Origin of the sequence: Corynebacterium curieae (assembly GCF_027570035.1) — a bacterium.
In the GTDB taxonomy this organism is placed as follows: domain Bacteria; phylum Actinomycetota; class Actinomycetes; order Mycobacteriales; family Mycobacteriaceae; genus Corynebacterium; species Corynebacterium curieae.
Map to the genome: position 1 here is coordinate 195,807 of NZ_JAKMUU010000004.1, position 14,652 is coordinate 210,458.

The 14,652-nt window shown below is 56.6% G+C and carries 14 protein-coding genes; 9 read left to right on the forward strand and 5 right to left on the reverse strand.

Translation table 11 applies throughout. The annotated features are described in order from the left end of the window. Nucleotides 1-8: 8 nt before the first annotated feature. Nucleotides 9-1,484, forward strand: a complete 1,476-nt coding sequence (locus L8V01_RS08530; protein WP_269946651.1) for an MFS transporter — start codon at nt 9-11, stop codon at nt 1,482-1,484. A 71-nt stretch (nt 1,485-1,555) separates the two neighbouring features. On the opposite strand, the gene gyrB is transcribed toward L8V01_RS08530, so the two are convergent. The 5 genes from gyrB to dnaA form a co-directional block, all read right to left on the reverse strand. After that, nucleotides 1,556-3,625 (reverse strand): DNA topoisomerase (ATP-hydrolyzing) subunit B, encoded by a 2,070-nt coding sequence (gene gyrB / locus L8V01_RS08535; protein ID WP_269946652.1) that lies wholly within the window; start codon nt 3,623-3,625, stop codon nt 1,556-1,558. 157 nt (nt 3,626-3,782) lie between these two features. Continuing rightward, nucleotides 3,783-4,352, reverse strand: a complete 570-nt coding sequence (locus L8V01_RS08540) for a DciA family protein (RefSeq protein ID WP_269946653.1) — start codon at nt 4,350-4,352, stop codon at nt 3,783-3,785. Next, nucleotides 4,345-5,544 carry a DNA replication/repair protein RecF gene (gene recF / locus L8V01_RS08545; protein WP_269946654.1) on the reverse strand — a complete coding sequence of 400 codons (1,200 nt, stop codon included), beginning with the start codon at nt 5,542-5,544 and terminating at the stop codon, nt 4,345-4,347. The genes L8V01_RS08540 and recF overlap by 8 nt, the downstream gene beginning before the upstream one ends. After that, nucleotides 5,544-6,725 carry a DNA polymerase III subunit beta gene (gene dnaN, locus L8V01_RS08550; protein ID WP_269946655.1) on the reverse strand — a complete coding sequence of 394 codons (1,182 nt, stop codon included), beginning with the start codon at nt 6,723-6,725 and terminating at the stop codon, nt 5,544-5,546. Before dnaN ends, recF begins: the two co-directional genes overlap by 1 nt. Before the next feature lie 730 nt (nt 6,726-7,455). Then, the gene (gene dnaA / locus L8V01_RS08555) at nt 7,456-9,090 is read right to left on the reverse strand and encodes a chromosomal replication initiator protein DnaA (protein WP_269946656.1); all 1,635 of its coding nucleotides are present in this window, start codon (nt 9,088-9,090) and stop codon (nt 7,456-7,458) included. A gap of 673 nt (nt 9,091-9,763) precedes the next feature. On the opposite strand from dnaA, the gene rpmH reads away from it, so the two are divergent. From rpmH to L8V01_RS08595, 8 genes are read left to right on the forward strand one after another with little or no spacing between them, the layout of a single operon-like run. Beyond that, nucleotides 9,764-9,907 (forward strand): 50S ribosomal protein L34, encoded by a 144-nt coding sequence (rpmH, locus tag L8V01_RS08560; protein WP_003847033.1) that lies wholly within the window; start codon nt 9,764-9,766, stop codon nt 9,905-9,907. A 3-nt stretch (nt 9,908-9,910) separates the two neighbouring features. After that, the gene (rnpA, locus tag L8V01_RS08565) at nt 9,911-10,273 is read left to right on the forward strand and encodes a ribonuclease P protein component (protein WP_269946657.1); all 363 of its coding nucleotides are present in this window, start codon (nt 9,911-9,913) and stop codon (nt 10,271-10,273) included. A gap of 47 nt (nt 10,274-10,320) precedes the next feature. Then, a complete protein-coding gene (gene yidD / locus L8V01_RS08570) occupies nt 10,321-10,536 on the forward strand; it encodes a membrane protein insertion efficiency factor YidD (RefSeq protein ID WP_259887629.1) in 216 nt (71 codons plus the stop codon). 13 nt (nt 10,537-10,549) lie between these two features. Beyond that, entirely contained in the window at nt 10,550-11,527 is a 978-nt protein-coding gene (gene yidC / locus L8V01_RS08575; protein ID WP_269946658.1) for a membrane protein insertase YidC, read from the forward strand. A 29-nt stretch (nt 11,528-11,556) separates the two neighbouring features. Then, nucleotides 11,557-12,156, forward strand: a complete 600-nt coding sequence (gene rsmG / locus L8V01_RS08580; protein WP_269946720.1) for a 16S rRNA (guanine(527)-N(7))-methyltransferase RsmG — start codon at nt 11,557-11,559, stop codon at nt 12,154-12,156. 10 nt (nt 12,157-12,166) lie between these two features. Further along, a complete protein-coding gene (locus L8V01_RS08585) occupies nt 12,167-13,015 on the forward strand; it encodes a ParA family protein (protein WP_269946659.1) in 849 nt (282 codons plus the stop codon). A 6-nt stretch (nt 13,016-13,021) separates the two neighbouring features. Continuing rightward, a complete protein-coding gene (locus L8V01_RS08590; protein WP_269946660.1) occupies nt 13,022-14,062 on the forward strand; it encodes a ParB/RepB/Spo0J family partition protein in 1,041 nt (346 codons plus the stop codon). Between the two features lie 9 nt (nt 14,063-14,071). Further along, nucleotides 14,072-14,650: a hypothetical protein gene (locus L8V01_RS08595; RefSeq protein ID WP_269946661.1), complete on the forward strand. Its 579-nt coding sequence runs from the start codon at nt 14,072-14,074 to the stop codon at nt 14,648-14,650. The last annotated feature ends 2 nt before the right edge of the window (nt 14,651-14,652 follow it).

The window sequence follows — 14,652 nt, forward strand, 5'->3', positions numbered from 1 at the left end:
GTATAAGTGTGGAAGTGACTACTTCCGAAGCTAACCAAACCGAGTACCCCGCCGGCCAAGATCCTGCCCGCTGGCGGGTGCTTATCGTTTTGCTCACGGCACTCTTTATGTCGCTGCTGAGCGTATCCATCGTCAACGTGGCCCTGCCGTCTATTCAATCTGGCCTCGGAGCCTCTAATTCGGATGTGCAATGGGTACTCTCCGGCTATGCGCTCACCTTCGGCGTTATCCTCGTTGCGGCCGGTCGTGCCGGAGATCTCGTCGGCCGCGGCGGAATCTTTTTAGCGGGCATCGCTATTTATTCCATCAGTGCTGCGGTCGCCGGCTTCGCCCCAAACGCTGAAGCACTCAATGCCGCCCGCTTTATCCAAGGCGTAGGTGCCGGCCTACTCAACCCACAAGGCGTGGGCATGATCCAGCAGTACTTCCGCGGTGCCGAACGGGCCCGCGCCTTTGGATATTTTGGCTCGACGGTGGGGATCGCCGTAGCCATCGGGCCGGTGCTCGGCGGCCTGCTCATTCGCCTCGGCGGACCGGATCTAGGTTGGCGATTGACCATGCTGGTCAATTTTCCCGTCGGCCTAGTCGCCATCCTTTTGGGACTGATGTGGTTTCCACGGCCATTGTTTTCCCGGGTGCGCGATGAAGCAGGAAATAAGCTGGGTGTTTTCAAGGCTTTGGCTACTCTTGATCCCATCGGCGCGCTGATCCTTGGTACCGCCGTGTGGGCCATCCTCTTCCCCTTTATGGAATCCTCTGGATCACCGGCCGTATGGTGGCTTCTACTGCTAGGGGCCGTTCTGCTTGTGGCGTGGGTACAGTGGGAGCGCCACCACAAATCCACTGGTCATCCGCCGATGGTGGACCTTAATATCTTTTCCACCCCAAGCTTTCGCAATGGCACCATCATCGCCACCTTGTGGTTTATGGGCATTACCAGCATTTGGGTACTCGTCGCGCTTTACTTCCAAAGCGGTCTCGGCCACTCCGCCCTCGCTGCAGGATCCGTAGGTATCCCCGCCGCTTTATTGAGCTCCATTTCCGCTACTCTGGCCGGCCGATCCGTTTCCGTTTATGGGCGCAAGGTCGTGGTACTTGGCATGCTGGTGACCATCTTCGGTCTAGTAGCCACAATTGCGCTTATCTGGGCCACCGAGCAATGGGGAGCCAGTGAATGGTGGCTGGTTCTTTCGCTCTCCTTTGTTGGCGGCGGCCAAGGCTCGGTAATTTCCCCCAATCAAACGCTTACTTTGGCGCACGTTCCTCAAGCCTATGCCGGCTCTTCCGGCGCTGTGCTCCAGACCGGCCAGCGCATTGGCACTGCCGTTGGGCTTGCTGTTATCACGGCTATTGTCTTTGCCACCTTGCACGGCACCAGTGCGGACTGGCCGCTTTCCATCATCGCCGGCTTTGGCGTCATCCTGGCCATGTGTCTTGCATCCTTAGGATTCGCCATAGCGGACCAGCGCAGCTCCCAAGCCTAGGCTCTGCGCTTCACGACGCCGCACAATTAAAGCCCACCGTGGAAATTCCGCGGTGGGCTTTGTGCTGCGATTTAGATATCCAAGAAGCGAACGTCCTTGGCGCGGCGGGTAATGAAGGAGCGGCGGGCCGAGACATCATCACCCATGAGGATGGAGAAGAGCTCGTCGGCGCGCTGCGCGTCTTCCAAGTCCACGCGGCGCAGGATGCGGGTGCTCGGGTCAAGCGTGGTCTCCCACAGCTCGGCGGCGTTCATCTCGCCCAAGCCCTTGTAGCGCTGGATGCCGTCATCCTTGTTGATCTTGCGGTTTTGCTCCAATCCCTCGGCGAGCAGCTTATCGCGCTCGGCGTCGGAAAAAGCATAGCCCGGAGCACCCTTGGACCACTTGAGCTTGTACAGCGGCGGGTTAGCCAGGAACACGTGGCCATCCTCAACCAACTGCGGCATGAAGCGGAAAAGCAGGGTCAATAGCAGCGTGGCGATGTGCTGGCCGTCAACGTCGGCATCAGCCATGAGCACGATCTTGTCGTAGCGCAGCTTCTTGATATCGAATTCCTCGTGGATACCGGTGCCCAGTGCGGTAATGATTGCCTGGACCTCGGCATTCTTGAGGACCTTATCCATGCGGGCCTTCTCCACGTTCAAGATCTTGCCGCGCAGCGGCAAGATGGCCTGGAACATGGAATCGCGGCCGCCCTTAGCGGAGCCACCTGCGGAGTCACCCTCCACGATGTAGAGCTCGGAAATCTTCGGATCCTTCGAGCGGCAATCCGCGAGCTTGCCGGGCAGGCCGCCGAGGTCGGTGGCGGATTTGCGGCGCACCATCTCGCGGGCCTTGCGGGCAGCCATACGAGCATGCGCGGAGGAAACGGCCTTATTGATAATGGCCTTAGCCTCTGCCGGGTTGGCATCGAACCAGTCGTTGACGTGCTCGTTAACCGCGCGCTGGACAAAGCCCTTAATCTCGGAATTGCCCAGCTTGGTCTTGGTCTGGCCCTCGAACTGCGGATCGCCCACCTTGACGGAAATGACGGCGGCCAAGCCCTCGCGGCAGTCATCGCCGGAGAGGTTACCGTCCTTTTCTTTGATGAGCTTATGCTCCTTGGCATAGCGATTCATCAGGGAGGTTAGGGCCGCGCGGAAGCCCTCTTCATGCGTGCCACCCTCGTGGGTGTTGATGGTATTGGCAAAGGTGTGAACAGACTGCTTATAGCCCTGATTCCACTGCAACGCCACTTCTACCTCATGATCTTCACCCTTGGCCTCGAAAGAGACGATGCTGGGGTGGATCGAGGTCTTGGACTTATTAAGGAACTTGACGTAATCGGTCAAGCCCTCTGGATAGTGGAAGGTAACCTTCTTGCGGCGTTTCTTTTCTGCCGCAGCTTCCTTTGCCTCGCCGGATTCTTCATTGAAGGTATCGCCGGCGTCTGGAGCATCATCGAAAGAGGTTTCATCCGCACTGGTTTCGCCGGATTCCGCATCGGCGATTTCTTCCAGCTCAATCTGCTCTTCGGTGACGCGCTCATCAATGAGCTCAATGGTCAAGCCCTTATTCAGAAAGGCCATTTCCTGCAGGCGGCGCGAAATGGTGTCGTAATCGTACTCGGTAGTTTCGAATACTTCCGGATCCGCCCAGAAGCGGATCTTGGTACCCGTGCCACGGGCGTTGCCTCCCTCAACAAGATCATCCGGGATGGCATTCTGGAAGTTTTGATACCAGTGCTTACCGTCGCGCTTAATCTCCGCTTCTACGCGGGTAGAAAGCGCGTTCACCACGGAAATGCCGACGCCGTGCAGGCCGCCGGATACGGCGTAGGAGTCGGAGTCGAACTTACCGCCGGCGTGCAGCTGGGTCATGACCACCTGGACGGTGGGCGCGCCAGAAGCGTGCATTTCTACCGGGATGCCGCGGCCATTATCGATGACCTCGACGCCGCCATCTTCCAGCAGTTTGACGGTAACCTTATCGGCGTAGCCGGCCATAGCCTCATCGACGGAGTTATCTACGATCTCCCAAATGAGGTGGTGCAGGCCGCGCGAACCGGTTGAACCAATGTACATGCCGGGGCGCTTACGGACGGCCTCGAGGCCCTCCAAGATCGTAATTGACCCGGCATCATATGCGTGTTCTTCAGCCACGGATTCGTGCTCTCCTTTTGGCTATAGCTAATTCTAAGACCTTAACTATTCTACACGGATACCCCCTACTGAAAGACACCCCACACCCGTGAGAGACGGGAATCTGGCGCGCTCTGAAGTTATTTAAGTTTTCAAGGTCGGATCCAACCTCAGCCTATTAGCCATAGGTATCTTGAGATCCTTGCGGTTTAACCCACTGTCGTCCCTCGTAATTTCGCCGCTGCTTAGGCCCATGAATGCGCAGTTCAACAATGACATCCGGACCTAGGCGGTTAGAGATTTTTCGCAGGATTTGCCGCTGCAAATAGCGCAGCTCCGTAGCCCAGGTGGAGTTATCGCAGGAGACATAAACAATCTTGTCCTTAATCCGCTGGGGTTGAGTATGCGCGGCGATGCGCTCACCCACCAAGTTCTCCCAATTGCCCATCACCCAGCCATTGGCTAGGTCATGTTCCCAGCCACGATTGACAACTTCGCGGTTTATTTGGGATCCCAGGCTCAGCACCGCCAACGGTCGCCGCTTTTTCCTGCCATCAGGGCCAGTGGGTAGGCCCCGTTGATAGCCCATATACCCCTGCTTTTGTGCATTCCCTAGCGAGGGCACCGGCATCTTGGGGACTGGGCGGGTCAGCTTCGGCGGATTCTTGGAGGTGGACCGCACCAGCTTAAAGTACTGAGTGACAGGATCGATGCGCTGCTTGCCGACGCCCCCTTGATCCTCACTCATCCCCCTCACCTTCCTCGGCAACATCCTTGGCAGCATCCTCGGCGCTGAGCTTAGAGATGCGGCCCGAATCCGTATCTTCCACGCTTACTCGGTAGCGCACGATGGGCTCTAAGTTTCCCGGCAGATCCTCATCCACAGCTGCGGTAATGAGCACCTGCTCGGCCTCAGCTGCTAGGTGGACAAGCTGCTTGCGGCGCTTTGCATCGAGCTCGGCAAAAACATCGTCCAAAATCAGTACCGGATCTGATCCTCCTTCTTGTCGCAGGAGATTAAACTCGGCTAGGCGCAGTGCAATGGCATAGGACCACGTCTCGCCATGGCTGGCAAAGCCCTTGGCCGGTTGATCTCCCAAGTTGAGAATCAGATCATCGCGATGCGGGCCCACCAAAGAAATGCCACGTTCTATCTCGCGTTGCCGGGCGCTGGCCAGCTCGGTGAGCATAACCGCTTCGAGTACCTCGCGATCGGAGGTATCGATGGTGGACTTATACTCCACGTGCGCCGGCCGCGATTCTGGTGCCAGGCCGGAATAGGCAGCGGGGATGTGGTCCAAGAGGGCGTCGACAAGCGAAAGGCGCGCGGTGATTACTTGTGCGCCGAGGCGGGCAAGCTGCGCATCCCAAGTATCCAAGGTGGCCAGCGCAGCGGCGCCGTCGCTATCGGAATAGCCCCGGCGCAGGTTACCGGAGGCCGATTTCAGCAAAGCATTGCGCTGCTTGAGCACCTTGTCATAGTCGGACTTCACGCCCGCCAACCGCGGAGTTCGCGAGGCAATAATGCTATCGAGATAGGCACGGCGCCCAGCCGGTTCCCCGCGCACCAATGCTAAATCCTCCGGGGAAAAGAGCACGGTCTTCACCACTCCCAGCAGCTCACGGGGGCTGCGCAGGCGGGTGCGATTAATCTGCGCCTGATTAGCCGCGTGGGGCTTGATAAGCAAATGGGTGGTGAGCTCGCGGCCCTGGTTCACCGCGGTAATGGACACCCGCGCACTGTCCGCTCCCTGGCGCACCAGCGGCGCATCATGGGAAACGCGGTGGGAAGAAAGATGCGCGGTGTAGCCAATGGCCTCAACAATATTGGTCTTGCCAAAGCCATTGCGCCCAACAAAAAGGGTGATCCCCGGCCCTAGCTGCACATTAAGTTCGGGCCACGAGCGAAAATCCCGAACATCGAGATCCCTGACGTACATTAGCCCGGCAAGCGAACCGGCATCAGCAGGTAGGTGAAGTTGGTCTCCGGCGTGGGGAAGTTGCCATCTTCATCGGCCTCAGGCAGTTCTTCCGGTTCTGGGATCATGATTGCAGGGCGAGAAGGCTCGGTAAAGCCGAAGACCACGCGGTCGGTGTTGATGACGCCCAAACCATCCTTGAGGTAGCCCGGATTGAAGGCGATGAGGAATTCATCGCGACCATGGAATGCGCACGGTAGGGTCTCGGTCGCATTACCGGCATCCGCACCGGCGGACAAGGTTACTTGGCCATCGGCGAATTCCATGCGAATCTGCGCATTGCGGTCCGTCAGCAACGAGACGCGGCGGATTGCTTCCTGCAGTGGTGCTACCTCAATGGAAGCAATATTGGTGTGGGTCTTCGGCAGCAACGGCTGCACATTGGGGAAGTCCGCATCCAACATGCGCGTGGTGGTTTCGCGATTATCGGCGTGCAGGCCAAAGAGGCCATCGGCTCCAATATTGTCATCGGTGCCTACGGCGATCTCCACTGGAATGTTCAAATGCGGATCCAAGGAACGACCGGTTTCCTGGAGGGTCTTCGCAGGCACCAAGAGTTTCGCTTCTACATCCGGCGACTTCGGCTCCCACTCCAAGGTGCGCATGGCCAGGCGGAAACGGTCGGTTGCCGTCATTTCGATGTCCTTGCCATGAATATCCATATGCACACCGGTGAGCATGGGCAGGGTGTCATCTTTGCCGGCTGCGGCAGCAACCTGGTGAATAGCTTCGACGAAAAGCTGTGGCTGAATCGTGCCGGTAACCTCAGGCAGAACCGGAAGCTGGGGGTAATCATCCAGCGGGATCAGCGGCAGCTCAAAGCGCGAGGAACCACACGTTACTAGTGCCTTGGAATCTACCTGGGAGATCTCCACTTCCTTATTAGGCAGGGACGCCACAATGTCAGAGAGGAGCTTGCCGGCAACAGCAATTTGTCCCGGTTCATCCACCATGCCGGCAATCCGCACGCGAGTGGAGACCTCGTAGTCGAAGCCGGTGAACTCAAGACCATTGTCATCCGCGGTGATCAGCATCGCGCGCAGCACGGGCTGGGTGACCTTGGAAGGCAGGCTGCGAGCAACCCACGCTACTGCGTTGGCAAGGTCATCTTTGGCAACGCGAAATGACACGGCTTCATCCATGGTGCGAAGAGCTCCTCTATAGCGGCTAGCAATGTGTAACTTTCAAAAGCTGGCTTCCAACTTACCGTATCGGGCGCGGTGCGCCACAACGTGTAATTCCATCTTTGCGCGCTCGATCCGCGCCTAGTGGGAGGCGGACCGGGCCGAATTCCACACACCTTCTTTCTTCTATACAGATCAGAGAAATAATTTAGTAGTAGTAATAAGCGCTGTGGGATCTGTGGGTAACTAGGTAAATGACAAGTTCACGGCCCAGATCCGGGGTGTGCCAAATCGTGTGATCTTGCTGTGATCAAGTGGGGCGAATTGTGGACAACTATCGGGGTCGCCGTTTTATCCACAGGTTTTGTCATTTGATCACCGATCTACACACATCCCTGATCACAGGGTGGTTCTTCCTGCATAGGGCCTGTGGAATTTGAAACTGTGAGTAAGATCTATGAATTACAAAGATGAAATTACACAAGTGTGAATAACGTTGTGGATAACTTTTTGCCCAGTTAAATGGCTATCTTTCGAAGATCTTTCGGTTCTTTTGTGAAATTACAAGAGGTTGCGAGCACTTTCCGGTGGCGGTGCGTTGTTTTCCTAGACAGGGTCAGTGCTTAGATCCGAGTTATGCAGTTCTGTCGTTCTACGCGGGATTAGGCAGGATAGGAGATGCGCCAACAGGCAAAGCAAAAGCGCCCTCCTTTATATAAGGAAGGCGCTGAAACAATTTCTGCGAGGATTAGGCGCGTCCGCGGTTTTTGATGCGCTGGGTCAGTGCCTGGATCTCGTCATAGGTATTGCGCTTTTCAGTCATCTCCTTACGAATCTTGCGATCCGCATAAATAACGGTGGTGTGGTCCTTACCGCCGAACTGCTCGCCGATTTTAGGAAGGGATAGCTCGGTAAGCTCGCGGCACAGATACATCGCCAGCTGACGAGCATGCGCCACTGCACGCTTCTTTCCGGCACCGCGCAGAGTTTCTACATCAATATCGAAGAATTCTGCCGTGACCTCCATAATCGAGGTAGCGGTGATTTGCCGATCAGCGGAATCCGGGGCCAAATCACGCAACGCGATTTCCGCCATCTCCACGTTGATTGGTTCATTAACCAAAGAGGAATAGGCCGAAACACGGATGAGCGCGCCTTCGAGCTCGCGAATAGAAGATTCAAAGCGCGAGGCAATGAGCTCCAGCACGGAGCGGTCTACTTCGGTGCCATCATTGGCTGCCTTCTTCATCAAAATCGCGATGCGCGTTTCTAGATCTGGCGGCTGAATATCGGTAATAAGACCGCCTTCAAAGCGGGTGCGGAGGCGATCCTCCAATGTTGTCAGTTGCTTGGGTGGCCGGTCCGAAGACAAAATGATCTGCTTATTGGCTTGGTGCAGGGCATTGAAAGTATGGAAGAACTCTTCCTGGGTCGATTCCTTGCCTTCCAAGAACTGGATATCATCGACCATCAAAATGTCGAGATTACGGTAGCGCCGCTTGAATGATTCCTGGCGGTCATCGCGCAGTGAATTAATATAGTCATTCGTAAATTCTTCCGAAGACACGTATTTCACGCGCAGACCTGGGTGCAGCACCTGGGCGTAATTGCCAGCAGCGTGCAAAAGGTGCGTTTTGCCTAGACCAGAACCGCCCCAGATAAATAGGGGGTTATAGGCACGGGCGGGGTTTTCGGCCACAGCTACGGCGGCACCATTGGCAAAACGATTCGAAGAACCAATCACGAAGCTATCGAAGGTGTGCTTTGGATTCAGCGAAGTCTCGCGGTTGGGATCGTGTGCTGGGGCTTCGCGTGGGATGCGCGCAGCGTTGGTAGCAGTACCAGAGAAATTGCCAGCGGATTTTGCCTGCTGTTGGTTATAGTGCTGTGCTAGCTCATCCAGGCTGGCTGGAGCGTGGCTGGACTGCCAATTGTTCTGGGTGGGGGCCTGTTGTGCAGCGGTATCGGTTTGTTGCGGGCGCGGAATGTAAGTCTGAGGGGATTCCGCGTTCTGTGGAGGCTGCGCTTGGGGAGCCTGCTGCTGAGGAGGAGCTGCCTGGGGAGAGGGGGCTGTGGCCGGTGGTTGCGGTTCTTGCGGTGTAGCAAGAGTGACTGCGAAGGAGCAGGGACGCCCGAGGTGGCGGGTTAATGCCTTAGCGATGTGCTCGCCTAGTTCATTTTCGACCACATTTTTGGCATCCAAGTTCTCAGCGGCGACAAGGGTATACCCGTCGACCATCATGATAGGACGAACCAGCTGGAGGTAGAGGCGTTGTGAATGCGAAAAACTGGGGACCTCGGAATTGGGTTGCTCGGATTGTGCGAGCAGGTCATCAACGACCGCGCGCCAAACGGCATGCAGGTTCGCTTGTGGGTCAGTCACAACAGGCTACCTTTGTGGAATTTAGTCGGGGACGGATGGACATAGAATTACAATTTTCACCGCGGATTCCACTGTGGTTTTCACATCGGTTTTTATCGAGTCACCTCGATCTCCACAGAGTTATCCACAGGTGTGGATGAAATAGTTATTCACAGCTTAGTTCATGGCTGTGGATAACTCTTCATCGGCTGGTTTATGGCTCTACGCTGCGGAAACTACAAAAGTCTCAAGTGTTGATTTAGAGTTATCCACATGCCTGGCTTGGCTGTGGAATTTGATTCTTCTGTTGTACCGCCGAAACGGCGGGTGTGTCTAGCGAGAAAAATTCACCACCCGGGCGCCGGTTCGGGTGGGTCCTCCAGCGCGGTGGATTAGGTGCAGTAAGAGCCCGGAATCTGGCCGCCTAGCTGCAGGAAAAAACATTTATGTAATTTCGGGTGTACCCGGGTGTCGATTTGTTTCCAGCGGCAGAAATCACGTAGTCTGGCATGGTCTATTGCAACAAAGAGTTGCGCGTGAAAGTGACCGCGTCACCTCGTACTGGCTGGGCCCATTGGCTCGCTGTGCACCGGAGAGACTGTGACGCGTCAGGTTCATGGAATCTATTCATCAGTAGGTGCGCCGCTGCCCAGCAGCGGCGGTGTGCCTACGCACAACTTCAAGGAGAATTAACGTGGCAAAGGGTAAGCGCACGTTCCAGCCGAACAACCGTCGTCGTGCTCGTAAGCACGGCTTCCGCACCCGCATGAGCACCCGTGCAGGTCGCGCTATCGTTGCAGCTCGTCGCAAGAAGGGCCGCGCAAAGCTGACTGCATAAGTTATGCTTCCAGCCCAGCATAAGCTCACGTCGCCGGTGCAATTTCGGCGCACGATGAAGGGCAGCCGCCGGGCGGGCACTCGTACGGTTGTCGTGCATGCGCGCGATAACGCAGGTACGGACAAGGTGGCCGGTATCGCGGCCTCTGGGCCGCGATTCGGGCTGATTGTTTCCAAAGCCGTCGGGAATGCAGTGGTTCGCCACCGCACCTCCCGGCGGCTTCGCCATGTGTGCATGACATTTGTCCCTAAGTTGCCTGCCAGCGTGGACGTCGTCATCCGTGCCCTTCCCGCCAGCGCCACTGCCAGCAGTGAGCAACTAGAAAAAGATCTTGCCAAAGCGCTGCGCAAACAATGGGATATCTAAACTCCCGCGGGGAGGAAATTCCGCCGGCCAGAGGATTAGCCGAACCAATGGTAAAAGTGGTTCGTTTCTACCAAAAACATGTCTCTGGCCTTAAGATGGTATCGACCTGTCGGTTCGAACCGACATGCAGTGCTTATGCCCTTGAAGCATTATCCAAACACGGCGCATTTAAGGGTACGGCGATGGCAATAGCTAGGGTCTGCAAATGTGGTCCCTGGCATCCGGGTGGGTTTGACCCAGTCCCGGATACCAACAACAACTGAGGATTAAACACTCGTGCTTAATTTCATTTACTGGCCAATCTCGGCCGTTTTATGGTTCTGGCACTGGCTGCTATCCTTCGTAATGGACCCATCGTGGGGCATTACGTGGATCCTGGCCATTGTGCTGCTGACCTGGACGCTTAAGGCGCTAATGGTCAAGCCGACCATCAGCCAGATTCGCTCCTCGCGCAAAATGCAGGAAATCCAGCCTAAGGTGCAGGAAATCCGGGCGAAGTATGGCAATGACCAAACCAAGGCCGCGCAGGAAATGCAGAAGGTCTACAAGGAATCCGGAGTCCGTCCGATGGCTGGCTGCCTGCCGGTCTTTGTGCAGATTCCGATGTTCGTTGGTTTGTTCCACGTGCTGCGCTCCTTCGACCGCACTGTCGCTGTGGCCGGTGGTATTGGCCACCCCAGTGGCGATCCGATGTCTATTGAAGAAAACGCCAATACCGCGAACTACATCTTCAAGCCGGATCTGGTTCAACAGTTCCTGGACGCCAAGATCTTTGATGTACCACTGGTGACCAACCTGCGTTTGAATTCACCGATTGTAGAAGGCGTGACTACTAGCCAGGCGGCAGTAATCATCGTTCCGATGATTGCCATCATTGCAGTCATGACTCACTTCAATGCCCGCATGAGCTTGAACCGTCAAGAAGAGCGTCGTGCTGCTGGCAAAACTCAAGCTCCGCAGGGACAGAATGCGGAAATGATGCAGCAGCAAATGGCCATGATGTCCAAGATGATGCTGTGGGTCATGCCGGCCATGCTGATTTTCTCCGGCTTCATCTGGCCGATTGGTCTGCTGTTTTACATGATGGCCAATACCGTTTGGACCTTCTTCCAAACCCGCATTGTCTATGCCAAGATGGACCGCGAGGAAGAAGAGGAGGAAGCCGCTAAGGCTGAGGCCAAGCGCACCTCTGCTCCTAAACCGGGTGCCCGTAAGAAGGACAACCGCACAAAGAAACAGCGCAAAAACAAATAAACACGGAGGAGAACCCCATCGTGTCCGAGATGGACCCGTCAGTAGTATTCGGCTCCCGCTTGCCCCTCGCGCAGGCTTACCATGATTCGCTCGCTACGGACGGGTCCACTCGTGGTTTTATAGGCCCCCGCGAGGTGCCACGTCTGTGGGATAGGCACATTATTAATTGCGCCGTCGTCAAGCAGGCTATCCCAGAAGGTGCCACGGTTATCGACGTCGGCTCAGGTGCTGGGCTGCCCGGTATTCCGCTGGCCATTGCGCGCCCGGACCTGCAAATCACGCTGATTGAGCCGTTGCTCAAGCGCTATAATTACCTCAACGAGGTCGTTAAGGAGCTTGGCCTCGATAATGTCACGGTATTGCGTGGCCGTGCCGAGGAAGGCCCGATCAAAAAAGCTGTGGCGGGCGCGGACGTGGTGACTTCCCGAGCCGTGGCACCGCTGGGCAAGCTGGCCAAATGGTCCCTGCCGCTTGTTCGTAAAGGTGGCGAGATGATCGCGCTGAAGGGCTCCTCAGTACATGAGGAATTGGAGCGCGATGCTACCGACATTAAGAAGGCCGGCGGAGGAAAGGCCGAGGTCAGCACCATCGAGGGAACCACGATCATTCGTGTCCCGCGCGTGAACTAAAGTAGACGGCATGACTAATCCGCGCCTTATCACCATTGCTAACCAGAAAGGCGGCGTAGGTAAAACCACCTCCGCCGCCAACTTGGCCGCAGCGCTAGCTACAGAGGGCAAGAAAGTGCTGGTGATTGACCTCGACCCGCAGGGAAACGCCTCCACGGCCATGGGCGCGGAACATAACTCCGGCACCGATTCCAGCTATGAGGTCCTCCTAGGTGACTGCAGTGCGGAAAAGGCTATGCAGCCTTCTTCCCACAATGAGAATCTCTTTTGCATTCCCGCCACCATCGACTTGGCTGGCGCGGAGATTGAAATGGTGTCTTTGGTACGCCGCGAATTTCGGCTCTATGACGCCCTACATAACGGCTTTCTGGAAGAGTATGGCTTCGAATATGTCTTCATTGACTGCCCGCCATCGCTTGGCTTGCTTACCATCAATGCGATGACGTGCGCTGAAGAGGTTATCATCCCAATTCAATGCGAGTACTACGCCCTAGAGGGCGTGGGCCAGCTTTTGGGTAATATTTCCATGATTCGTGAACACCTCAACGAGGACTTACACATTTCCGCCGTGCTGCTTACTATGTATGATGCTCGCACCCGTTTGGCGGAAGATGTGGCAGATAACGTTCGCGAGCAGTTTGGTGCCGTGGTGCTGGGCAATGTTATCCCGCGCTCCGTGCGTGTTTCCGAGGCGCCGGGGTACGGTACTACGGTTATTGATTACGCGCCCTCATCTACTGGTGCGCGGGCCTACCTTGCGGCGGCTCGCGAGCTCAACCGGCGCGGCGATTATCGCCCGCATCCGACAACCGGTGCGATTGGCGTAAGCCCAGAGATTTACGCGGAATTGGAAGGATAGGAACTCATGGCAGAACAGAAGCAAGGCGGCCTTGGCAAAGGCCTAGCCGCACTCATCCCGTCCGGTCCTGATGCACCTACCCGCAAGCCGCGCTTGGGCGATTCCGCTGCGGATATCATCTTGGGCAATTCCACTCCGCAGCCGAGCCGTAAGGGTGGCGAGGGCAAGCGCGTCAAAGGTGCCCCAACCATTCAACAGGGATCGGGTTCTAAGTCTTCCAAGAAGCGCCAGGCCACTCCGGCCCCAATTGGCGCGACCTATCGCGAGATTTCTATTGGGGATATTATCCCCAACCCCAAACAGCCTCGCACCGTCTTCGATGAAGATGAGCTTGCCGAGCTCGTACACTCCATTCGCGAGTTCGGCCTTTTGCAGCCTGTTGTTGTGCGTCCTTCCGAAGAGGGCGGCTTTGAGCTCATCATGGGTGAGCGCCGTTGGCGCGCTTCTTCCAAGGCGGGCCTAGCTACTATTCCAGCCATCGTGCGCGACACCAAGGATGACAACCTGCTGCGCGATGCCCTGCTGGAAAACATCCACCGCGTGCAGCTCAACCCCTTGGAAGAGGCGCATGCTTACCAGCAGCTGCTGGAAGAATTCGGCGTTACACAAAACGAGCTGGCGGACCGCATTGGCCGCTCGCGCCCGCAAGTGACCAATATGCTGCGCCTGCTCAAGCTGCCAGTAGAGGTACAAAAGCGCGTTGCCGCAGGGACCTTATCTGCCGGCCATGCCCGCGCGCTTTTGTCCTTGGAGGACACCGAGGCCATGGAGTACATTGCCAACCGCATTATCGCGGAGGGCCTTTCCGTGCGCGCTACTGAGGAGGCCGTGACCCTCTATAAGCGTGACGGCAAGCCGGCTGAAACTAGGAAGAAGCAGCCAGCGCCGCAGCCGCAGTACTTCACCGATTCCGCTGAGCGGCTGTCCGATCGCTTCGATACCAAGGTCACCGTGACCATGGGCAAGCGCAAAGGAAAGATGGTCGTGGAATTTGGAGACCAAGAAGATTTCGAGCGCATCATGTCGCTTATTGAGGGCCAGCAGTAGTTCGAGGCGATGATCCTCGAGCCGGTGACCGAAGGCACGCGCATCCACCGCCAGGCTGCGCGTAGTACCTTTTGGGAGCTTGAGGCTGCGGTTAGCGATCCCGTTTTTGAAAAGGAAGCATGGCTGGCTACTACCCTGCTGTCTTTTGGGCAGTGCGGCTTTACCGTGGGCGAGGACGCCACCATTTTGTTTTGTTCCCGTGAGGATGCCGCCGGCGCCGCCAAACTTCCCACCGCACCCATTTCTGAGGATGCGGAGGTTATTACCTCGCTCTTCGTCAAGGCTCATTTAGCGGGGCGTGGCATTGAGGCAGTGCCTGTCGACGCCGCCATTATGCACCTAACTAACCGCGGCAGCTGCGCAGTAGAGGTTTTTGGCTATTACGGTGACCCCCTTGCTGCGGCAGAATTTTTGGGCCATAAGCCAGCCTATATCGGGCTAATGCCTTATGACACTCTGCGCTCAGCCGGCTTCGAGGTGGCCGCCGATCACCCAGTACTCCCCCGCCTGCGCTTGGAGCTTCCGCCGGAGCACGATGTGCTCAGTGCGGCGGCTGTTGAAGATTTCCTAGCTCGCGCTTTGGCCTAGGT